The organism is Rosenbergiella gaditana, assembly GCF_018494065.1.
GTDB classification, from domain to species: domain Bacteria; phylum Pseudomonadota; class Gammaproteobacteria; order Enterobacterales; family Enterobacteriaceae; genus Rosenbergiella; species Rosenbergiella gaditana.
The window spans coordinates 42,091-63,995 of record NZ_JABBFR010000009.1; the positions used below are offsets into that span (position 1 = coordinate 42,091).

At 47.5% G+C, this 21,905-nt stretch carries 16 protein-coding genes and 1 pseudogene; 2 read left to right on the plus strand and 15 right to left on the minus strand.

Annotated features, from left to right (window positions below; translation table 11 throughout):
• Positions 1 to 44: 44 nt before the first annotated feature.
• The 4 genes from mukB to cmoM are packed head-to-tail and all read right to left on the minus strand — an operon-like array spanning position 45 to position 7,309.
• Positions 45 to 4,502, minus strand: coding sequence for a chromosome partition protein MukB (gene mukB / locus HH682_RS08140; protein WP_214237085.1), 4,458 nt, complete (start codon positions 4,500 to 4,502; stop codon positions 45 to 47).
• Entirely contained in the window at positions 4,499 to 5,224 is a 726-nt protein-coding gene (mukE, locus tag HH682_RS08145) for a chromosome partition protein MukE (protein ID WP_214237086.1), read from the minus strand. Before mukE ends, mukB begins: the two co-directional genes overlap by 4 nt.
• On the minus strand, positions 5,205 to 6,527 hold the full coding sequence (gene mukF / locus HH682_RS08150) for a chromosome partition protein MukF (RefSeq protein WP_214237087.1): 1,323 nt from the start codon (positions 6,525 to 6,527) through the stop codon (positions 5,205 to 5,207). Before mukF ends, mukE begins: the two co-directional genes overlap by 20 nt.
• Positions 6,524 to 7,309: a tRNA uridine 5-oxyacetic acid(34) methyltransferase CmoM gene (cmoM, locus tag HH682_RS08155; RefSeq protein WP_214237088.1), complete on the minus strand. Its 786-nt coding sequence runs from the start codon at positions 7,307 to 7,309 to the stop codon at positions 6,524 to 6,526. The genes mukF and cmoM overlap by 4 nt, the downstream gene beginning before the upstream one ends.
• Positions 7,310 to 7,432: 123 nt before the next feature.
• On the opposite strand from cmoM, the gene elyC reads away from it, so the two are divergent.
• Positions 7,433 to 8,191, plus strand: coding sequence for an envelope biogenesis factor ElyC (gene elyC / locus HH682_RS08160; protein WP_214237089.1), 759 nt, complete (start codon positions 7,433 to 7,435; stop codon positions 8,189 to 8,191).
• 22 nt (positions 8,192 to 8,213) lie between these two features.
• Here elyC and kdsB read toward each other — a convergent pair whose 3' ends face one another.
• The 8 genes from kdsB to cmk all read right to left on the minus strand — a co-directional run bounded on the left by kdsB (position 8,214) and on the right by cmk (position 17,268).
• Positions 8,214 to 8,960 carry a 3-deoxy-manno-octulosonate cytidylyltransferase gene (gene kdsB, locus HH682_RS08165; RefSeq protein WP_214237090.1) on the minus strand — a complete coding sequence of 249 codons (747 nt, stop codon included), beginning with the start codon at positions 8,958 to 8,960 and terminating at the stop codon, positions 8,214 to 8,216.
• A gap of 2 nt (positions 8,961 to 8,962) precedes the next feature.
• On the minus strand, positions 8,963 to 9,139 hold the full coding sequence (locus HH682_RS08170; RefSeq protein ID WP_214237091.1) for a Trm112 family protein: 177 nt from the start codon (positions 9,137 to 9,139) through the stop codon (positions 8,963 to 8,965).
• A 32-nt stretch (positions 9,140 to 9,171) separates the two neighbouring features.
• Positions 9,172 to 10,182, minus strand: a complete 1,011-nt coding sequence (gene lpxK, locus HH682_RS08175) for a tetraacyldisaccharide 4'-kinase (protein WP_214237092.1) — start codon at positions 10,180 to 10,182, stop codon at positions 9,172 to 9,174.
• Entirely contained in the window at positions 10,179 to 11,927 is a 1,749-nt protein-coding gene (gene msbA, locus HH682_RS08180) for a lipid A ABC transporter ATP-binding protein/permease MsbA (RefSeq protein WP_214237093.1), read from the minus strand. Before msbA ends, lpxK begins: the two co-directional genes overlap by 4 nt.
• Before the next feature lie 34 nt (positions 11,928 to 11,961).
• Positions 11,962 to 14,211, minus strand: a complete 2,250-nt coding sequence (locus HH682_RS08185) for a DNA internalization-related competence protein ComEC/Rec2 (protein ID WP_214237094.1) — start codon at positions 14,209 to 14,211, stop codon at positions 11,962 to 11,964.
• Between the two features lie 182 nt (positions 14,212 to 14,393).
• The gene (ihfB, locus tag HH682_RS08190) at positions 14,394 to 14,678 is read right to left on the minus strand and encodes an integration host factor subunit beta (RefSeq protein ID WP_048911891.1); all 285 of its coding nucleotides are present in this window, start codon (positions 14,676 to 14,678) and stop codon (positions 14,394 to 14,396) included.
• Between the two features lie 104 nt (positions 14,679 to 14,782).
• Positions 14,783 to 16,459, minus strand: coding sequence for a 30S ribosomal protein S1 (gene rpsA / locus HH682_RS08195; RefSeq protein ID WP_214237095.1), 1,677 nt, complete (start codon positions 16,457 to 16,459; stop codon positions 14,783 to 14,785).
• A 134-nt stretch (positions 16,460 to 16,593) separates the two neighbouring features.
• A complete protein-coding gene (gene cmk / locus HH682_RS08200; RefSeq protein ID WP_214237096.1) occupies positions 16,594 to 17,268 on the minus strand; it encodes a (d)CMP kinase in 675 nt (224 codons plus the stop codon).
• 169 nt (positions 17,269 to 17,437) lie between these two features.
• Here cmk and HH682_RS08205 point away from each other — a divergent pair, with 169 nt between their 5' ends.
• On the plus strand, positions 17,438 to 17,629 hold the full coding sequence (locus HH682_RS08205; RefSeq protein ID WP_214237097.1) for a YaiA family protein: 192 nt from the start codon (positions 17,438 to 17,440) through the stop codon (positions 17,627 to 17,629).
• 38 nt (positions 17,630 to 17,667) lie between these two features.
• Here the strand turns inward: HH682_RS08205 and HH682_RS08210 are convergent.
• The 3 genes and pseudogenes from HH682_RS08210 to serC form a co-directional block, all read right to left on the minus strand.
• Positions 17,668 to 19,287, minus strand: a pseudogene (locus HH682_RS08210) (peptide ABC transporter substrate-binding protein).
• 57 nt (positions 19,288 to 19,344) lie between these two features.
• Positions 19,345 to 20,628, minus strand: a complete 1,284-nt coding sequence (aroA, locus tag HH682_RS08215; RefSeq protein WP_214237098.1) for a 3-phosphoshikimate 1-carboxyvinyltransferase — start codon at positions 20,626 to 20,628, stop codon at positions 19,345 to 19,347.
• A 57-nt stretch (positions 20,629 to 20,685) separates the two neighbouring features.
• The gene (serC, locus tag HH682_RS08220) at positions 20,686 to 21,771 is read right to left on the minus strand and encodes a 3-phosphoserine/phosphohydroxythreonine transaminase (RefSeq protein WP_214237099.1); all 1,086 of its coding nucleotides are present in this window, start codon (positions 21,769 to 21,771) and stop codon (positions 20,686 to 20,688) included.
• Between the last annotated feature and the right edge of the window lie 134 nt (positions 21,772 to 21,905).

Sequence of the window (21,905 nt, forward strand, 5' to 3'; positions counted from 1 at the left end):
ATCAAATGTCGTTTAATCGGGAAAAATTGATAATTCTGCTTTATCTAATTTAGTTCATTCAACGATTCCGAGGGGACCTGTGCTGGGGAGACCTCAGGGGAAAATCCTTTTAATCCAACCACATGAACATGCTCAATCTCATTAACGACTTTACGTATTAATTTATACGTCGTGCCTTTTTCCGGGCTAATATTTTCTGGTGCCGCGATCACTAATTGCATCTCAAGCCGTTCACATAATTCAAAGAGTGTGGCAATTGAGCGTGCATCAAGACGGGCCGCTTCATCTAAGAACAGTAAGCGACACGGAGAAATATCTTTCCCTCTCAAACGACGAGATTCATCTTCCCAACTTTGTACCACCATGACCAAAATAGACATCCCGGTACCGATCGCTTCACCCGTCGAAAGCGCCCCGCTCTCGGCACGTAACCATCCGTCAGAGCCGCGATTCACTTCTACTTCCATCTCCAAGTAATTACGGTAATCCAGTAATTCTTCACCGATGACTTGTGGAGTGCGGCTCCCTAGATCGATATGGGGATTAAGACGTTGATAAAGTTTCGCTAAGGCTTCAGAGAAGGTCAAGCGTTGACTATTGAACAGGTCCTGATGCTGCTCATGATCTTGAGCCAGCGTCTCCAAGAGCATTGAGTGTGCTTCACGGACATTGACATTTAAGCGTACGCTATTGACCTGCCCGAATTTCACCGCTTGTAGACCTTGGTTCAATTGGCGGATACGTGTTTGCTCGCGTTGAATCGTTTTACGGATAATATTCGCGGCACTGCGTGAACTGATCGCCAGCGTTTGCTCGCGCGACGTTAACTCTTCCGTTAATCGGTTAAGCTCGATTTCCATCTGTTCGATAGCTTCGATAGGGTCATCGGTACGGATGATATCTTGACGAATACGTTCACGCAGGTGCTGATAAACCGCGATAAAGAAGCGAATTTTGCGCTCTGGAAAACGTGGCTCTTCTGAGAGTCGTAATACATCGCGCAAATGTTCATTATCGGCCACTGCTAAGCGCAATGCCCCCAGCGCTTTATCCGACATTGAGCGCAGTTCATCGCCGCCGAGATAGGCAAGTTCACGACGATGTAAGCGTCTCTCCAACCCGTTCTCTTTAACTAAACGCAGGACCGTACACCAACCTGCTTTAGCGCTGACGACCTGATTACGACTCTGGCTATAATCCCGTTCAACCTTACGTAAGCGTTTTTGTAAGGACTCCATTTCCGCTTCACAGAAGGTCAATTGTTTTTCCAATTGATGACGACGAGCGCGGTTATGGCTTAACTGATGGTAGAGTGAATCTCGCAATTCTTTTGCTTGTCGCTCTGCATTCGGATCAGCTTTTGCTCCCAGTGCTTGCATCTCTTGTTGCAGCTCAGAGAGCATATCACGCTTCGCGTCGTAAGAGCTTTTTAACGAGGCAAGCAACTGGCTGCTTTGGGCTAATTGTTGCTGATGCTGGCGTAGGCGATCACGAAGCTCGGCACGCTCGCTCTCGGCGTGTTCCAACTGCTGACGTAATTTTTGCGTTAAATCGCTATTGCCATCAACCATTCCTTCTGCTTCAAAATAGTTAAAGTGCGCACGACGTTGGACCACCTCCGTCAGGGCAAAGGCTTGCTGACGGTAAGCACGCTGCTGCTGCTGTGCAGTGTGGTAATCGTCCTGTAACTGTTGATGTTGTTCCGGATCGCTTTGTAGTACGCCAATCATCGGTTCCAATTTGGCTAATTTCTGCCCAAATTGATGTAAGAAGCGCGCAGCGTCTTGCGCCTCTTCAACCTGTTCACGTAGCTCTTCATATCGATCCGCTAACGTCTCGTCTAACAGTAAATTAACGCGTGGAAGGAGACGGTTGAGGTGTGCAACGCCTTCACGGGCACTCTCAAATTGCTGACGTTGCTGCTGCGTATTCGCTTCATGTTGCGCCATCGCCCGTTCAATATCGGTACGACGCGTTGTGAGCTGGCGGATTTGCGCTTCAGGATCTTGTTCAAAAGCAATGGCCAAATGGCTGCCAATAAAGCGACTGAATGATTGGTGTAGGCGCTGTGACTTCTGGACATCGAAAGAGAGTGTGGCATATTTTTCGCTTAACACATCACGCTCTTGAGAGAGAAGTTCCAATTGGTTTTCACGTGCTGCGCGACCAAACAGAGGCACTTTCGGGAAACGTGAATAGCGCCACTGACGATCAGCGGTTTTAACCACTACCGCTTGGTTCAACTCTTCAACACTAAAGACGCTGTCGTCAAAGGATTGTGGATCCCCTTCAATCAAGTAGAGATCTTCAGGACAATCTTCAAGATCGGCTAATAGTGCCTGTACTGGCGCCAATTCTGGAACAACGATCGCATGACGAGAAGGACCGTATAATGCCGAGAAGTAAGGCGCATCCTCAAGGGTAACGTCATCATAAATTTCCGATAACAACACACCACCAAACTTCTCAGCCAGATGGTTTAAGCGACTATCTTCCGCTCCGCCTGGTTGACTTAGGCGTTCGATTTGCTGTTCAACTTGACGTCGACGGCTTGCCACTTCATCACGTTCGACGGTGGTTTCACGCTCGCGTTCCAGCAGATACTGCATATATTCGGTCACCTGACTGCTTTGCGTAAAGACTTGACCGGTCTGTTCGCTCAATTGTGTCAGGATTTCTTGTGCCGCTAACCAATGAGGCGCTCGATTGGTCAGAGTACTGATTTTTTCACGGATTTGATCCAAGGATTGGCGATGGAGTAAACGTTGCTCACTGGCTTCGTCTACGCCCGCACCAAGCTGTTCAATACGTGCTTCATATTCGCGATGTAAGTCCTCTAGTGCATCAGCTTCAAACTGCTGCCCTTGGCGTTTACAGAACTCAACCAACAGACGTTCCGCATCATGCTGTTCGCGGAGCCGTTGTTCCAATTCAGAGAGGCGTAGGCGTAATGAAGGTAATTGGTCAGCAAGATGGCGCTGTTGTTGCGCCTCACGCAGCACTTCACGCCCTACTTGCCACGCCTCGCCACGATTGATGGGACCCCTAATTTGTTGAACCAGTTCTAGCGCTTGATTAAATTGGCTGTGTGCAGCTTGAGCGACACTGAGCTTTTGTTCTAAGTTGAGCAGTAAGTGCGTCGCATCCTCTTCACGTGCCTGAAAACGTGCCTGCCATTCTGCCGCATTGTCAGACGATAAATCATCAAGGTGACACAGGTCTTTTGCGCGCTGAAGCGCATTTATCGCCTGCTGATATTGAATTGCACGCGTTTGCTGTACATCAAGCGCTTGTTGAAAGTTAGCTAGCTGACTTTTAAGTTCATCCACTTCAATCTCAGAGGCCTCAACGTTCGCTTGATGCTCTTCGTTGATCTCTTGTGCTTCAGCCACCACCTCTTGTTGCTCTTCTAGACGATAAGAGAGCTCTTCGATCTCGTTTTCATAACGCTCGATTTTTTCTTGTTGGCGTACCGCATTCTGCACTACAGTAAGGTGATCACTGGCCGCTTGATATTCGCTTTCCAAGTCCCCTTCAGCCCCAACATGTTCGGATAGCTCGCGGGCCATTTCTACATGACGGAACTGTTCGGTGTTAAGTTGATGGCGACCCGTCAGTAACTCTTGACGCAGTGCAATCGCCCCATCCAAATTGATACGGCGATCATTGGCATGGCGCATATAGTCAGAAGCAACGTACTGGGTCGCTTCAGTAATGAGGTGTTTGAATAGACTCCGATCCGCTTGGGTGACACGAATAGCTTCGAGTGTCATTCTGTTTTCACGTAATGCCCCTTCCATATCTTGGAAAGCCTTACGCACCCCACCGTTCTCAGGTAACAAATAATCGCGGAGTGAACGGGTGATGGTACTCGAAATCCCACCGTAGAGTGAGGCTTCAATTAATCGATAAAATTTACTGCGATCACTTTGGCTGCGTAAACGGCGAGGAACGATACCGTGATCAAACATCATGCTGTGATAATCGGTGACCGAACCGTACGCTTTAAAGGCCATGACCTGTTGCGCATCAATCCGTTCTTTGACTTCACTTAGTGGTCGCACCTTAGCCTGACGGCTATTCAATACTTCTGTCAATAAATCAGTCGGTAACGTGTCTTCTGGGACATCGTGAATACTGAAGGGTTTGATATCAACTTTTTTGTCACGACCGGCCACTTGTTGTAGCCTCACACCAACTAATGAGCGCTGTCCACGGGAGTTAACAACGTCTAACGCAGCATAACAGACACCTGGTCGAAGTTTACCGTGTAATCCTTTATCCCGTGAACCCGTTGTTGCACCGGCTTCAGTAGTATTACGGAAGTGCAAAAGGGTTAAGTCAGGGATCAACGCGGTGATAAAAGCCGCCATTGTCGTTGATTTACCCGCTCCGTTACCGCCTGATAAGGTCGTGACCAATTCATCGAGATCAAAGGTACGGGCAAAAAAGCCATTCCAGTTTATTAGGGTAAGCGAACGAAACTTTCCACGTTCAATCATGCGTCATCACCTTCTTGTTGCCCCTCGGCCACATCATCATCGGCACTCTCCTTTTCTTCATCAGTCAGGCCTGAACCGGTTTCTATTTCTACCGCTTCGCCTTCACGGATTAAGCGTAATTGCGCTTCTCGTGGGTCATCGCCGCTACGGACTTCCGCACCAAAACGAAAGACTGACTCTTTGATTCTAAATTTACTGCTATCGTTCGCCATAAACCACACCATTCCTAAGCGTCGTAAGCGGTTTAAGGAGGAACGTACCTTATCCAGTAGTTTTGCTCTGTCTACATCAGACCCGGTGGAACGTTGATTGACAAAACGTAGTAACTTACTCTCATCCGCCAAACTTAACAGTTCGTCATATAGCTCTTGAAAGGTAAAGATCCCCTCATTCGCTAATCGTTCAGGACTGAGATAGAGGTAGCATAAAATTTTACCGACCATCATATCTAATTCCGACAGCACCGAACGCGCAATCAAGGTTGTCGAACGTGGACGGAGATAGAAGAATCCTTCTGGTGCACGAACTAATTCCACATGGTAGCGCGTATAAAACTCAGCAAGTTCGTGCTCGAAGTCCATCAACAAAGCATGTTGGTCAAGATCTTCCAGACTAATATGGCGACCCGCACGCAGTTGACTGTCTAAGGCTGGAAATAAGGGGTTAGCAAGAGCTTGTGCCAATTTAACTGGCATTACTTGTTCAATATTTGTCGATGACATGTGCCTGCACCTTAGCGCCATATTCATTAATAGTGTGCCATTCAGCAGGCAATCCTGCTAAATCGGCTTCAGAAACCCCCAACTGCACCGCTTGGTCAACCACAATGCGTGCTAGGTCAAAATGTCGGGCTCGAGGGTATTGTGCGAGATAAAGCTTCATTACCTCTGCAAGATTTAGCGGTTTGCCTTCACGTCGATAGACCTGAAGCGCTTGTTCGATCATCGCCGCCAGTTGCTCGCGAATTTCATTAAATTCTTCAAATTCTAGTTCTGGCGGAAGTTCCCCCATCACATCATCGTTGCGTAACGTCATTTCGTCGTCACGCGTATCATATAACCGTTCAGCGCTGCTGTAGGTTAATGCCCAAGGCGCATCGAGATAGCCCTGTACTGATTGCCTTAACCGCTGTGCGAAGACACGGTTTTTATCTAAGTCGATCGCTGTCCGAATAAACTTGTGCACATGGCGATCATAACCAATCCATAAATCGATGGCTTGTTGGCCCCAACTGATAATTCTGTCTAATTTATTTTGCAATTCGAAAATTAATTTATCGATATAGGACAGGTCAGGGATGCCATAGATCGACTCTTGAATAACCAAGAGATGGGTTTGGAGTTTATCGCCCGCCGCTTCTAAGGTATCTTGCAGTTCACGCAAGGTTCCCGACGTTTCCGAAAGCAAGATTTCACAGCTGGAGATAGCGGCTCGCCAATCTTTATTTAATAAGTCTGCAATCTCTTGCTTGATTTGCTGTTGTTGCTCGTCCATTTGACGCTGAGTTAAATCAATGCTGTCAAAGATTTCTGCGACCGAATACTTAAGCGGTGCAAACACGTTGCGGTGCCAGTGGAATTGATCACCATCCTGATGAGCGTCATCCGCAGCGCGTTTCAGTTCCTGACCTACTATGGATAACTGCATCGACAAGCGTAAGGTTGAGAACTCTTTTTGCCGCACATAATAGTCTGTTATGCCGATCGCCAAAGGTGTTAAGCGATAAATTGCATAGCCTTCGGCTTGCTCGGAGGTGAATCGGTTAAGAATGCGCTGCTTAACCATATCGTTAATTGCATTGTTACCGCGAAGCTCAACCGTTTCTGGACTCTGTTCGAAGACATTACTGACATGCTTAAAAGCATCTAATAATTCAGTTTCCGTTAACTCGCCCTCAATACGTTCGCCATTAAGCGTTGCGATGGCGAGTAGAAAGGCTAATCGCTCAACGGGAAGAGAGATAGCAAAATCACTTTTACGGGCCCACGACACTAGCTCAGGTATGGTCTGGGTAAAATCACTCATAGCTCGTCCTTTATTGCGGGCTTACGTGCCGTGACGTGGATATAACGCCCTAAACTCATAAAAGGTTCCTGACGACTGTAACGCCGTTCCATTTCTATAATCCCCTCTTCACCGTTTGCTGAAGGAGGCAGATCGCGGATGAAGTCACTGAACACTCGAATTCCTGCTTTGCTTTCAATGTCAAAACCAACGTTTTGTAACCATTGCTCTACATCCGCCGGATCTCTTGGATGATCAGGCGAAAGTGTCTTTTTCTTTCGCTTCTTCATATGAGCGTTAAGATAACCGAAATTGCCTAAGGTTAAATTCTGCAGCGTTAAGCCATGAACGTTATAAAACATCAATGATAACACGCCACCCGGTGATAAGGTGTCGAATAAAGCAGCGAGTGTTTTTTCAGGCTCGGCGATCCACTCAAGCACCGCATGGAATAAGACGATGTCGACAGGATTTTCCAGCTGCTCACCGATTTGTTGAGCACTGGTTTGGATGAACGTCATCTGCGAATCAACACCCTGCTCTTTTGCGTGCTGTTTCGCACGGATCAACATCTGCTCAGAGACGTCACATAACGTAATGTGATGACCACGCTGCGCTAAGCCGGCAGAGATTTGACCTATCCCCCCTCCCGCATCAAGAATCGATAAAGCAGCATTGGGAAAAGTCGCCAAAATCTGATCTAACTCTTCCCAGAGTATAATCTGTCGTATACGCCCCTTAAGGGTGCCATAGATGTTTTGGGCAAAACGTTCTGCCAAATCATCAAAATTCCGATCCATCATAGTGATACTCCGCATAAACGACAGAGGAAATATGCTATTTTGTCACAGCTCTAATATGAATGGAGCTATTGCCTGCAGAATCCTGTGTTGGGTGCTGTTTTTTCGTTCAATTCGGTGCTATCTATGCTGTTTACACTAAAAAAAATAATAGGTGGCTTATTGCTACCGCTTCCATTTTTATTAGTAATGCTTGGTGTTGGACTGTTTTTATTGTGGTGTAGTCAACGTCAACGCCTTGCTAAAATCTGCCTTACGACTGCTTGGCTTCTGCTGCTATTATTAAGTTTACAGCCAGTTGCCGACCGCTTATTAACACCGATTGAGAACCACTACCCAACCCTAAACCATCCCACAGACGTTGCAGCAATTGTCGTACTCGGTGGCGGATACACTTATAACCCACAGTGGGCGCCCAGTTCCAACTTATTAGGAAACAGTTTACCAAGGATCACAGAAGGGATCAGACAATGGCGAATGAACCCCTCGGCTAAACTTATTTTTACCGGGGCCGCCGCGGGTGATAATCCACGCAGCAATGCAAGCGTGGCTGAACAGGTCGCGGAAACACTCGGGATCCCCAAAGATAAAATGGTAACCTTGGATGCCCCTCGTGATACTCGCCAAGAGGCGATTGCCGTGAAACAATTACTCGGAGATAAACCTTTTATTTTGGTGACCTCCGCCAATCATCTACCAAGAGCCCTGCAATTTTTCGCTGAGCAACATTTATCACCCATTCCGGCACCTGCCAATCAGTTAGCCATTCACTCACCACTAAATAGTTGGGAGCGAGTTATACCTTCGTCTTATTGGCTGAGCCATAGTGAACGGGCTTGGTATGAGGGTTTAGGAAGGGCTTGGCAGTGGATGACTCAAGGTTAGCCCCTGAGGGCTAACCAAGGCATTACGCTAAGACTTCTCGCACTCTTTCAAGATCTTCAGCCGTATCAACCCCTACAGTGGGTATCACTTGTGCTAGTGCGACGTGGATTTTTTCACCGTTCCACAATACTCGTAGTTGTTCAAGTAATTCGCACTGCTCGAGCGGGCAAGGTTCCCAAGTAATATATCGTCGAATAAATCCTGCGCGGTAAGCATAAATCCCGAGATGACGTTGGAACTGATCACCAATAGTGGCCTGAGACTGCGCAAAACGCTCACGATCCCATGGGATAGTGGCTCTCGAAAAATACAGTGCGTAGCCCTGTTTATCGGTAACGACTTTGACCGCATTAGGATTAAAGGCCTCATGCGCGTCAGTAATCGGTGCCGATAGCGTTGCCATGCCACATTCGGCACTGGCTAAGTTAGTTGCCACTTGTTTGATGATAACAGGCGGTATCAACGGCTCATCACCTTGCACATTGACAATAATTGTCGAATCATCAAATTTGTATTTTTCAATCACCTCTGCCAAACGTTCAGTGCCCGATTGATGATCGACACGGGTCATACAGACTTCACCGCCTGCAGCTTCAACCGCTGCCGCTACGTCAGCGTGATCGGTTGCGACGATGACTCGGTCAGCACCCGCAGCCCGTGCTTGATTCAACACATGAACAATCATCGGTTGACCGTGAATGTCGGCTAAAGGTTTACCCGGTAACCGCGATGAGGCATAACGTGCCGGAATGATTACCACAAAGCTCATTGTTAGCTCTCATCCGCAGTTAAGCTACGGGCTTCATTTTCCAATAATACCGGTATTCCCTCATGGATCGAAAAGGCTAACCTATCGGGTTTACAAATTAACTCTTGTTCTTGAGGATGGTAGTCAAGCTTACCGTGACACACAGGGCATGCGACGATGCCCGCTAAACGATGATCCATACAACCTCCAAATGAATAAATGAAGTAAGCTGCTAACGGGTATTTCCACAGTTAGCAGTGGGTAGCAGTGCCAATATTTTATTGAGTAAAACCTCAGCGTCAGGTTGAGGAAATTGTGCCTCAACGGGCAAATACCACCAGTTATCTAAAGCAAAACCTCGGCATTTAACCGCGTCCTTCTCCGTCATCAGCAGAGCGTAGCCGGGGCCCGCTAATCCCGAGATGTCTTCAAAGGTGTAAGCATAGTGATCGTTAAAAGCATGCTCTCTCTCGGGCACAATACCTTTCGCGCGTAGGGTTGAGAAAAAACGTGGTGGATAGCCAATACCCGCCAAGGCCACTGAGGGTTTATCTGCCAAAGCTGCTAGCGGTTGCGCGCGCCCCGTAGCCAAATTGATCCACTGCCGTGGGACAAGACGCATGGGGATCTCTCCCGCTTTCGCTTCGCCCCCATTTGTGATGACCGCATCGACGCTTGCTAAGCGTGAAGCCCGTTCACGCATCGGCCCCGCAGGAAGCCACCAGCCATTACCAAAACGTCTTTCACCGTCCACCACCACGATCTCAATATCGCGCTGTAAGGCATAATGCTGTAAACCATCATCGGTGATAATGATCGAAATATCTTTATGTGCCTGCAGCAGGGCTTGAATCGCCTCGCTACGTTTCGGCGCGACGGCAACCGGAGCACCTGTCCGTTGATGAATGAGCACCGGCTCATCACCCGCTTGGGCGACAGGTGTATCCTTGCTCAGGAGTAAAGGATAATGCTGCGCTTTGCCGCCATAGCCCCGAGATACTACCGCAGGCGTGTAGCCGCGTTGTTGAAGCTGTTCGACTAACCAGATCACGACAGGCGTTTTACCATTTCCCCCTACAGTGAGGTTACCCACGACCACAACCGGAACGGGTGCTTTCCAGCTTTTCTTTAGCCCAGACCGATAGACAAAACGGATGCCAGCAGTGATAGCGCCATAGAGCCAGGAGAGTGGTAAAAGGAGTCTCCACCCTGCCGATTCACCACTCCATAAGCGCGCAATCATTGTCCGAACTGGATACGATGGAGTTGCGCATAAGCACCCGCCTGTGCGAGAAGTTCTTGGTGCGTGCCGCGCTCAATGATTTGACCATCCTCTACCACCACAATCATATCGGCCTTCTCAATGGTTGATAAACGGTGCGCAATAACCAATGAAGTGCGATTACGTTGTAATTCATCTAGGGCCGATTGGATCGCTCGTTCAGATTCAGTATCCAAGGCAGAGGTCGCTTCGTCCAAGATTAAGATTGGGCAATCGCGAAGCAGTGCACGTGCAATCGCGATACGCTGACGCTGACCACCCGATAGCAGCACCCCATTCTCACCAATCACGGTATCTAATCCATTATCCATACGAGAAATAAAGTCCATGGCATGTGCCATTTTTGCGACGTTTTCGATATCTTCACGGCTGTATTGGTCAGATCGTGCATACGCAATGTTGTTAGCAATGGTATCGTTAAAGAGATGTACATGCTGTGAAACTAACGCTACCTGGTTACGTAGTGACTGCAGCTTATAGTCAGTGATTTCATGGCCATCCAATAAAATTTGTCCCGATTGAATGTCATAAAAACGCGTTAATAAACTGGCCAAGGTCGATTTACCTGAGCCTGAACGCCCAACCAATGCCACAGTTTTACCCGCAGGCAATGTCAGATTGATATTTTTGAGCGCTGGTGTTTCACGGTCCGGATAGGTGAAGGTTACATTACGGAATTCGATATCACCCTGAGCACGCTGTGTGGTGCGTTGTCCATTATCCACTTCCTGCTCAGCATCAAGGATACTGAATAGCGTCTGACACGCTGCCATGCCTCGTTGGAACTGAGCATTAACGTTAGTTAATGATTTAAGTGGGCGCATTAACGAAACCATCGAAGTGAAGACTAAGGTAATGGTTCCAGCGGTTAAGGTATCCATCACTGCGGGGAAGCTGGCTGCATACAGGATAAACGCTAGCGCTAACGATGCAATTAATTGAATAATAGGATCGGAGATCGATGAAGCACTCACTAATTTCATGCCTTGCTGACGCATCCGATTACTGACCACAGCGAAGCGTTGCGTTTCAATCTCTTGGCCGCCGAAAATCAGCACTTCTTTATGGCCCTTGAGCATCTGCTCTGCACTGGTCGTCACTTCACCCATGGTGTTTTGCATGGTTTTACTGATATTACGAAAACGCTTGGAGACTAAGCGAATCGTGAAGGAGACAATCGGCGCGAGCAAAATCAATATGAGTGAAAGTTGCCAGCTATAATAGAACATCAAAACGAATAAACCGATAATCGATGCACCTTCTCTCACCACCGTAACGAGCGCACTGGATGATGAAGAGGCCACTTGCTCAGAATCATAGGTTATTCTGGAGAGGAGGGTTCCCGTGGATTGCTGGTCAAAAAAGGAGACTGGCATACTCATCATATGGCCGAATAAACTGCGACGCATGCGCATCACCACATTACCTGATACCCAAGAGATACAGTAACTGGAAACATAACTGGTGATACCGCGCATTAACATTAAGCCAACGACCGCTAATGGCATCCAAAGCAAGACTGATTTATCCGCTTTACCAAACCCATCATCAAGCAGAGGTTTAAGTAGCCATAACATCAAAGTATCCCCTACCGCATTAAGAATAAGGGCAACAGCAGCAATAAACAGTCCTGCTTTATGGGGGGCTATCATTGGCCAGAGACGACGAAACGTCTGCCACGTTGAGAGATCTTTGTCTAAGTGCATTATTTCTTCACGTTTTTTAACATTGACGGGTAGTTTACCGGTAATCGGGTTTTACACCAAACCATTGATGGTACCATCGGGGTGAAATTTGATCACGAAATTGTAAAATTTCAAAAGTGTCTGCTTTCACACGTAACGAGAGTTGTCCTGATTGCGCGGTATCAAGCCACTGTACCCCTTGATCTTGATAGCGTTTTACCACGGTTTTCGCGGGTAAACGCCACGCGTTGTATCTCGCCACTGCGGCCATTGCTAAATCAGGCTTGAACTTTCTTAATAATAACGAACTTGAAGAGGTACGGCTCCCATGATGCGGGACTTGCAACCAGGTAACCGCTAACCCTGCTCTCTCTAAGATGACTAACTGCTGCTCTGCTTTTTTCTCAAGATCTCCGGTTAATAACAGATGGTGTTGACCATCGCTAATATACACGACACAAGAGTCATTATTTTGACCCGATGTCTGGTCGTTTTCTGGCCAGAGCACCCGGATTGTCAAGCGCCGCCACTGCCAACTTTCGCCACGCTTACACGTTAAGCGACCCGCATAAGGATAAGCGGTTCTCACCGAGAGGCTGGGCCATACCTTTTTGATACTGTCTAACCCTCCTACATGATCGCTGTGACGGTGGCTAATAATCGCCGCAATGGGTGTGATCTGCTGGTCAATCAGCCAGGGGACGATAACCCGCTCCCCTGCATCTGCGGTTTGCCAGCGATTACCGGTATCATAAATGATCCCTTCCCCTTGTTGGCTAACGATCACCGCTAATCCATGCCCTACATCCAGCATATCAACTCGCCACACTATCTCTGAGGGGTGTAGACGCCAACTGGCTACACTTAGGGCTAAGGCACTAATACTCAGTGGATAATATCGCCATCCTTTAATACGCCATATGATAAGACCTCCCCACACGCTAATCGCCATTAAGGGGGCAGCAGCAAGATAATGCCACCCCTCTCCTTGCATCCTTAACACTCGGAATAACATGCTATACAGACTGTCATGTATAAGCAGTAATCCAATGATGAGAAATGTTGGCCAAGGAATGGTCAACAAAAAGGAGAGCGGTAATATTGCTACACTTACAAGGGGGATGGCGACGATGTTTGCGCCCAACGAGGTAAAACTTGCCCCATGAAAGAAAAATATCTGTACAGGAAGTAATAAGAGCATAATGCCCAACTGTAAATGCAGTAAGCGCACAATAGCGTATCTTTTACCTTGACGATAAGTAGGCGGTAAAGGAAACCATTGATACCAAATTAATAGGGCAAAAACAGCTAATACCGACAGCCATAAGCTATCCGATAAAATCATAATTGGGTTGAGCGTTAATAAACAGGCAACACAGAGTGAAAGAATATGGAAGCTTGAAAGATTGATCGAAAAACTTTTTGCAATGAGCCAAAACGTTAACGCAAACATCGCGCGCATTGCCGAGGGTTGCGCGCCAGAAAGATAACAGTAGAAACCGCTCGCTAGCCATCCTCCCGCTTCAGCCACCCTTATCTGCATTAACCGTAACGGTAGCACCGCTAAGACAAGCGTTAAGCTTCGGCGAGTCAATAAAAAAATTAAACCAATATGCATACCTGAAATCGCCATTAAATGGCCGATTCCTGTTTCACGAAATAGTCGACTTGCCTCTGCAGGAATATGATCTCGCAAACCAAAGACTAAGGCACGCGAGATACCTTGCCAAGGGGAGCTAGCACTCTGTTGCATGAAGACCGTATCAAGTTTATGCCGAAGGGAACACGTAGCATCTATTAGCTGTTGGTCGATGATCTTTCCAGTAAACGGGGCATCTTTGGCCAGTGCATTGCGCTGACTATCGTACCCCCCTTCGTTAAGCAAGCTATGCACGGGTCGTATACGTAAGATCATTCGCCAACGTTGACCGACACAATAGTCACTTGCCACAGTTTGGTTGATCCACACGTCATACGCAGGAAACTGTAATTGCCCCGCGACCTTTTTCAGGCTCACTTTCGTTCTGCCGGTCAAAGTATGGTGTTCAGAGATGACCACTTCTGCACTGAGTCGCTGTTCACCCCATGCATTAATTTTCGTCACCATCGAGTGTGCCACCCATTGGCCATAGACAAAAAAGAGTAAGGTAATTCCCAAGTAGTGCCAATAACGTGACCGGCTTCGGCCGAATAGTAATCCCATCATTACTATCCCTAACATTAAGGGAACTTCAATGATCTGAGCCATAAATATCAATGGCTGACAAGCCAGTATTAGCAGTCGTGCATAAGCAAGTAATTGCATAGTCTCTCTGCCTAAAAGTGGGCAGATTACACCAATGATATTTTGCGAGAACTCGCTATACAATTTACTGTGAGCGTCTTGGGAAGGTAATCAATCAGAAAAGAAACGAGGACAAAAAGTTGTGAGAAGTGATAAAACAAAAACGATATCTTACGATACCGTCTTTTTAAAACTGCACTTTTCTAGCTTGGAAGATTAGCTCTGTCGCGAAGCTCTTTACCCGGTTTGAAATGTGGCACATATTTTCCTTCCAGCTCCACTTTCTCACCCGTTTTAGGATTTCGACCAACACGTGGGGCACGGTAATGCAAAGAGAAGCTACCAAAGCCACGTATTTCAATACGGTCTCCCTGCGCTAGGGTGGAAGCCATATATTCCAGCATCTCTTTAACAGCATCTTCAACAGCTTTTGCAGGGATTTGTGTCTGCTGGGCTGCGAGGCGTTCAATCAGTTCAGATTTAGTCATTAATCCTCCGGAAATATCCTGTAAAGAAAGACAGTTTTAAAAAAAGCCAAGAGTGCGGACACCCTTGGCTAGTTGGAGGGATGTCACCATCCCTCTATTGGCAATTACTCGCCTTTAGCTGCTTTAAATGCTTCAGCCATTGCGTTAGAGAAGGTGCTTTCATCTTGTTGCTTGTTATTCACAGCAGCAACAGCATCTTTCTCATCAGCTTCGTCTTTAGCACGTACAGACAAGGTTACAACACGGTTTTTACGGTCAACACCGGTGAATTTCGCTTCAACGTCATCACCAACATTAAGTACCAGAGTTGCATCTTCAACGCGGTCACGTGAAGCTTCTGAAGCACGTAAGTAACCTTCAACACCGTCAGCCAGTTCAACAGTTGCGCCTTTAGCGTCGACTGCAGTCACTTTACCGTTAACGATAACGCCTTTCTTGTTCAGCGCAACGTAGTTGTTGAATGGATCTTCAGCCAGTTGTTTCACGCCTAAAGAGATACGCTCACGCTCAGCATCAACTTGCAGAACTACTGCAGCAATTTCGTCGCCTTTCTTGTATTCACGAACGGCTTCTTCGCCAGTTGCGTTCCAAGAAATGTCAGACAGGTGAACCAGACCATCGATTCCGCCGTCAAGACCGATGAAGATACCGAAGTCAGTGATTGACTTGATTTTACCTTCAACGCGATCGCCTTTGTTGTGAGTTTCTGCGAAGTGCTGCCATGGGTTAGATTTACATTGCTTCAGACCCAAGGAGATACGACGACGCTCTTCGTCAATGTCCAGAACCATGACTTCAACCACATCACCTACGTTTACAACTTTAGATGGGTGGATGTTTTTGTTGGTCCAATCCATTTCAGAAACGTGTACCAGACCTTCAACGCCTTCTTCGATTTCTACGAAGCAGCCGTAATCAGTCAGGTTAGTTACACGACCCGTCAGCTTGGTGCTTTCTGGGTAACGCTTAGCGATAGCAACCCATGGATCTTCGCCCAGTTGTTTCAGACCCAGTGATACGCGAGTACGCTCACGGTCAAACTTCAGGACTTTAACATTGATTTCGTCACCAACATTCACGATCTCGCTTGGGTGCTTAACGCGCTTCCAAGCCATATCAGTGATGTGCAGCAGGCCGTCAACGCCACCTAAATCAACGAATGCACCGTAGTCAGTCAGGTTCTTAACGATACCTTTAACTTCCATGCCTTCTTGTAGGTTTTCCAGCAATTGATCACGTTCTGCACTGTTCTCAGACTCGATCACCGCGCGGCGAGAAACCACGACGTTGTTACGTTTCTGATCCAGTTTGATGACTTTAAATTCTAACTCTTTGCCTTCAAGGTGCAGAGTATCGCGAACCGGACGAACGTCAACCAGTGAACCTGGTAGGAACGCACGAATACCGTTCAGCTCAACAGTGAAGCCGCCCTTGACTTTGCCGTTGATAACACCGGTAACAGTTTCAGCATCTTCGTAAGCTTTTTCCAGCGTGATCCAAGCTTCGTGACGCTTAGCTTTCTCACGGGACAGCAGGGTTTCACCGAAGCCGTCTTCTACTGCGTCCAGCGCAACATCAACTTCGTCGCCAACCTGGATTTCCAGTTCGCCAGCTGCGTTTTTGAATTGCTCTGCAGGAATTGCAGATTCAGATTTCAGGCCCGCATCAACTAGAACGATGTCTTTGTCGATAGAGACAACTACACCACGAACGATGGAACCCGGACGGGTTTCGATTTCTTTCAGGGACTCTTCAAAGAGTTGAGCAAAAGATTCAGTCATATTGATAATCTTAGGATTCTTCAATTTAACGTCCATTGGACTTCATGTCTAATGGGGTTGTTTAACATTCTTCACACCATCCATGGAATGAAGCTACAGCATTCTAATCATTTTAGCACAATTACATGCCGAAGTTAGGCAATTTTTTTTTGAATATATTCAAGGGCAATTGTGGTCACTTTGTCGATATCAATTCCAGTGGAATCAATAACTAATGCATCATCGGCTGGAACCAAGGGTGCAACGGCACGATTTCGGTCGCGATCATCACGCTCTACCGTCTCGGCTAATAGGCGCTCAAAGTTAACATCTACACCCGCTTGCTGCAACTGCTGCTGCCGACGTTCTGCGCGTTCTTCAGCACTGGCATCAAGGAAAATTTTTACCGGAGCGTCGGGAAAAACGACGGTGCCCATATCACGTCCGTCCGCAATCAACCCCGGTAACTCGCGGAAATTGCGCTGTCTGCGCAATAGAGCTTCCCTAACGCGAGGAAATGCCGCTACTTTTGAAGCCGTATTACTGACTTCTTGAGTACGTATTGCTGCGGTCACCTCTTCGCCTTCTAAGATGACTTGGCTGCGGTGCTGTTCGACTACAAACTTAACATCAAGATGCGCCGCCAGAGGGACTAGAGCTTCTTCTTGGGTAATATCAACTTGATGATGCAGTGCGGCTAACGCTAAGACTCGGTAGATCGCACCTGAATCTAACAGATGCCATGATAACTGTTCAGCCAAGGCTTTACTCAGTGTGCCTTTACCTGCACCGCTTGGACCATCGATTGTAATGACGGGAATGGTAGTCATCCCTTACTCCTTACTGCTTGGCAATAAAATCCCACAAGTATACCTGATTCGAGGTGTAAACAGTACCCTCTGTCGGTAGGGTGACTTGCACAACGCACAAGCTTGTCTACACTTAATGTTGTGAAAAACAAACGATAATCATAGAGATAAGCTATCTAGGAGGCGAGTTATGGCAGGTCATCCCCCGTATCCCCGTAAGGCATGGATTATTGAGGTTTCAGATGGTCAAGGTGAAGACAAAGTGGGTCACTACGAATTGAGAGCCGATCACCCATATCCTGACACCCTGATTAGTCAGCACACTACACGTCAAGACGCAGAAGATGCGAAAGAGCGTTATGTAAGCGAAGATAAGAAATAATCGATAGGCCATGGCGGACTTTACCATGGCCTTTTTCGTTAGTGCTTACGGATATACATATCCTGCGTTTTATAGAAGCTCAACCGGTTGACTGACACGCCACCCACCCAAGGTTTCACTAGGATATTTTGCACATAGTAATAAAGGGGTATGGCCGGCACTTCTTTACTTAAAATATCTAACGCTTGTTGATAATCCGCTTTGGCTTTTACCGGATCACTCTCAGCTGCCGCCGCATTGACGAGTTTATCGTAATCCGCGTTACTGTATTTGCCATCATTTTGCGTGTTACCGGTCATAAAGTTATTTAAGAACGAAGGCGGCGCATCATAATCGGCGAGCCAAGATTGACGAATCAGTTGGAAATCGCCGCTATGTTGAGTCTGAATAAGCGTCTTCCACTCTTGATTACGCATCGTGATCTGTGCGCCCAAATTCTTTTTCCACATCGAGCTTAAGGCAATCGCAATTTTTAAATGATCTTGAGAGGTATTATAAAGCAGCTCTGCTTTTAACGGCTTATCGGCGCTAAAGCCAGCTTCTGCCAATAATTTCTTCGCTTGGGCGATACGCTGGGCAGGCGTCCATTTTGCAATCTCAGTAGGTTGATAGGTCTCTCCGCCAATCTGTAAAGGCATCAGCGTCCAAGCCGGTTTCTGCCCCATACCCAAAATCTTATCGGTGATGATCGATTTATCGACGGCTAAATTGAGCGCCATGCGCACGCGTGGGTCGTTAAACGGCGCCTTATTCATATTGAACCAATATTCATAGACGCCCAGCAGTGGTGTTTGTTTGATTTGCTCAGGGATCGTTTTCTTAATCTGCGCAAAATTGACGGTAGGAATGGTATCCGTAATATCAATCTCGCCGCTTTGGTAACGGTTTAACGTTGCTGAAGGTTCAGCAATGGGCAGATAGGTCACTTGGTTAATAACGGTCGCCTTATTGTTCCAATAATGCGGATTACGGACGGAGACGAAGCGTTCGTTTATCACCCACTTATTCGGTTTAAAAGCACCACTGACCACAATGTTGGCAGGTTGAGTCCATTGATCACCGAATTGGGCAACAACCTTTTTATTTACTGGGAAAAAACTGGGTGAGGCTGCTGCCTGTAAAAACCACGAAACGGGCTGAGAAAGTGTGACTTGGAAAGTCTGCGGATCGATTGCTTTCACGCCTATAGCTGAAGGGGGAAGCTTACCACTCATCACCGCGTCAGCATTCAGCAGATGCACGGCGCTAATATAAGATTGATAAGGCGAGGCCGTTTTCGGATCAGCCAAACGTTGCCAACTGTAAACTAAATCGTCGGCGGTAATAGGCTGACCATTCGACCACGTGATCCCAGGGCGTAAATGGAAGGTCCAGACTTTATTATCTTGATTGTCCCACTTCTCCGCTAATTCTGGATGCACCTTCCCTTCGCTGTCTAAGGCCACGACTCCTGCAAAGCTATCGAGAATAATATTAAAGGCTTCGTTACTCTAAGCCAGTTGCGGATCGAGCGTAGCAGGATCCGAACCATTTCCCCGCGTAATCTGTTGCTGGTCTGCGAGTGTCGTCCCCGCCGGCACAACCGCCGCTTGGGCCATCGTGAGCGTACCCAGTCCTAGTAGTGCCATCATTGACATAGAGAGCATTTTACGTTGCATTATTAACCTCATCACCTGTAAGCAAAAAAAAGCGAGCTTAAACGCTCGCTTGAATAATTATGAGAACTGGCTGATCGACTTGAGTCGGTCAAAATAATCAGGGAATGTCTTCGCCGTACAACCCGGGTCGAGAATCGTAACCGGCGTATCGGAGAGTGCCACCAAAGAGAAGCACATTGCCATGCGGTGGTCGTTATAGGTCCCAATTTCAGCATGCTGTAACTGACTTGGAGGGGTGATAGTGATGTAATCTTCCCCTTCAATGACTTCTGCCCCGACTTTACGCAATTCTGTCGCCATCGCAAACAAACGGTCGGTTTCTTTCACCCGCCAGTTATAGATATTGGTCATAGTGGTGGTACCTTGCGCAAAGAGCGCGGCTGTGGCAATCGTCATTGCCGCATCGGGGATATGGTTCATGTCCATCGTGATAGCCTGTAAGGGCGCGCCGGTACAAGCGATGAAGTCATCCCCCCATTCGACGGTTGCGCCCATTTTCTCAAGCACCTCGGCGAACTTCACATCACCCTGCACACTGTTACGGCCAATGCCGGTAACTTTGACCGTTCCGCCACGAATTGCGGCAGCCGCTAAGAAATAGGACGCCGAAGAGGCATCACCTTCTACCAAAATTTCACCCGGCGCTTGGTACTGTTGTTGACCTTGTACGATAAAGCGTTGGTAATCTTGGTTCTCGACTGTTACGCCGAACGACGCCATTAAATCGAGCGTGATATCGATATAGGGTTTGGAGACCAACTCACCCTTAATGGTAATCACCGTTTCGCCTTGCGTTAACGGCGCTGCCATAAGGAGTGAGGTCAAAAACTGGCTGGATACCGATCCATCAACACTAAGGTTACCGCCCTTGAAACCGCCCTGCAGGCGGATAGGTGGGTAGTGCTTATTTTCTAGATAAGAGATCGTCGCACAGCCTTCGCGTAAGGCGTCGACTAGGTGACCAATCGGTCGCTCTTTCATTCTCGGCTCGCCGGTTAACACGATATCGTTTTCAGCAAGAGAAAGCGCTGCGGCTAAAGGGCGAATAGCTGTTCCCGCATTCCCCAAAAATAGCTCCAATGGTTCATGACTCTGCAATGGACCACCGATCCCAACTACCGTACAAACGGTGCGATCATCTGAAAGTTGATAATCCACCCCCAGTGCGGTCAATGCCGTTAACATATGACGGATATCGTCACTATCTAGCAAGTTAGTCAGGCGTGTGGTGCCCTGTGCCATCGCAGCCAGAAGCAGTGCACGGTTGGAAACGCTCTTGGAACCCGGAAGGTTTACTGTCCCGCTAACGTGGGAGATAGGTTGTAAAGTCAAAGATTGCATTAAGATACTCGTATTGCCACTTTCCCCGCTTGCGAAGGGAAAGTGTGATGTTAAAAATTAACCATGACGCTGTGCGAAGTCTTGCATAAAGGCAGTCAACGCTTGAACGCCTTCTAGCGGCATTGCATTGTAAATCGATGCGCGCATTCCGCCGACGGCACGGTGTCCTTTTAGCGCATGCAAGCCGGCTGCCAGTGACTCTTCTAAGAACAGCTTATCGAGATTAGCGTCCGTTAATTGGAAGGGGACGTTCATTTTAGAGCGGTTACGTGCAATCACATTGTTACGATAGAAGTCGCTGCGATCAATGGTGCCATAGAGCAAATCAGCCTTAGCTTGGTTCTGCTTGGCCATCGCCTCGATACCGCCCTGCGCTTTAAGCCATTTGAATACCAGACCCGATAAATACCACGCAAAAGTAGGTGGCGTGTTAAACATCGAATCACTGTCCGCTAAGGTTTTGAAATCTAATACCGAAGGGAATTGTTGGAAGGTTTTACCTAAAAGATCTTCACGTACAATCACCAGCGTTAAGCCTGCTGGACCGATATTTTTTTGCGCTCCCGCATAGATCACACCATAACGACTGATATCTAACGGACGGGAAAGAATGGTGGACGAGAGATCGGCAACCACCACACGATCGCCAAAATCAGGTTCTTCGTCAATCGCAGTACCGTCGATGGTTTCATTTGGGCAATAGTGCACATACGCGGCATTATCATTTAACTGCCATTGATCCATGGGTAATAATGCAACCTTGCCATTTTCCGTGGTTTTAATATCAATAACATTAGGAGTACAAAATTTCGCTGCTTCGTTGATCGCACTGTGGGCCCAATAGCCACCATCAATATAATCAGCATGTTGGGCTGAACCCAGCAGATTGGCAGGAATCGCCGCGAACTGTGCCCGTGCACCGCCCTGACAAAACAACACTTTATAGTTAGCAGGAATGGAAAGTAGGTCACGGAGGTCTTGCTCTGCTGTCTCGGCAACAGCGATAAATTCTTTACTACGGTGACTGATTTCCATTACTGAGGTTCCCAGTCCTTGCCAATCGAGCAACTCTGTTTGAACTTGTTCTAACACTGCTTTTGGTAACATAGCGGGACCGGAACTAAAATTGAACACCTGCGTCATTGACCTTCACCCTTTATTATTCTGTCAAAGAATTTGTGCTGAGCCTTCGGTTTTATCACTGCCAGAATATTGCTGCAATAGATAATCTCTTTAAGGACAAAGATTGCTGTAAAACCCTGCACAACGATAGCCGC

Coding starts and splice junctions, on each gene's coding strand:
- mukF (WP_214237087.1), bottom strand. CDS start 6,527: ATGAGTGATTTTACCCAGACCATACCTGAGCTAGTGTCGTGGGCCCGT.
- elyC (WP_214237089.1), top strand. CDS start 7,433: ATGCTGTTTACACTAAAAAAAATAATAGGTGGCTTATTGCTACCGCTT.
- cmoM (WP_214237088.1), bottom strand. CDS start 7,309: ATGATGGATCGGAATTTTGATGATTTGGCAGAACGTTTTGCCCAAAAC.
- HH682_RS08185 (WP_214237094.1), bottom strand. CDS start 14,211: ATGCAATTACTTGCTTATGCACGACTGCTAATACTGGCTTGTCAGCCA.
- cmk (WP_214237096.1), bottom strand. CDS start 17,268: ATGACTACCATTCCCGTCATTACAATCGATGGTCCAAGCGGTGCAGGT.
- aroA (WP_214237098.1), bottom strand. CDS start 20,628: ATGCAATCTTTGACTTTACAACCTATCTCCCACGTTAGCGGGACAGTA.
- kdsB (WP_214237090.1), bottom strand. CDS start 8,960: ATGAGCTTTGTGGTAATCATTCCGGCACGTTATGCCTCATCGCGGTTA.
- HH682_RS08170 (WP_214237091.1), bottom strand. CDS start 9,139: ATGGATCATCGTTTAGCGGGCATCGTCGCATGCCCTGTGTGTCACGGT.
- HH682_RS08205 (WP_214237097.1), top strand. CDS start 17,438: ATGGCAGGTCATCCCCCGTATCCCCGTAAGGCATGGATTATTGAGGTT.
- ihfB (WP_048911891.1), bottom strand. CDS start 14,678: ATGACTAAATCTGAACTGATTGAACGCCTCGCAGCCCAGCAGACACAA.
- lpxK (WP_214237092.1), bottom strand. CDS start 10,182: ATGATTGCGCGCTTATGGAGTGGTGAATCGGCAGGGTGGAGACTCCTT.
- mukB (WP_214237085.1), bottom strand. CDS start 4,502: ATGATTGAACGTGGAAAGTTTCGTTCGCTTACCCTAATAAACTGGAAT.
- rpsA (WP_214237095.1), bottom strand. CDS start 16,459: ATGACTGAATCTTTTGCTCAACTCTTTGAAGAGTCCCTGAAAGAAATC.
- mukE (WP_214237086.1), bottom strand. CDS start 5,224: ATGTCATCGACAAATATTGAACAAGTAATGCCAGTTAAATTGGCACAA.
- msbA (WP_214237093.1), bottom strand. CDS start 11,927: ATGCACTTAGACAAAGATCTCTCAACGTGGCAGACGTTTCGTCGTCTC.
- serC (WP_214237099.1), bottom strand. CDS start 21,771: ATGACGCAGGTGTTCAATTTTAGTTCCGGTCCCGCTATGTTACCAAAA.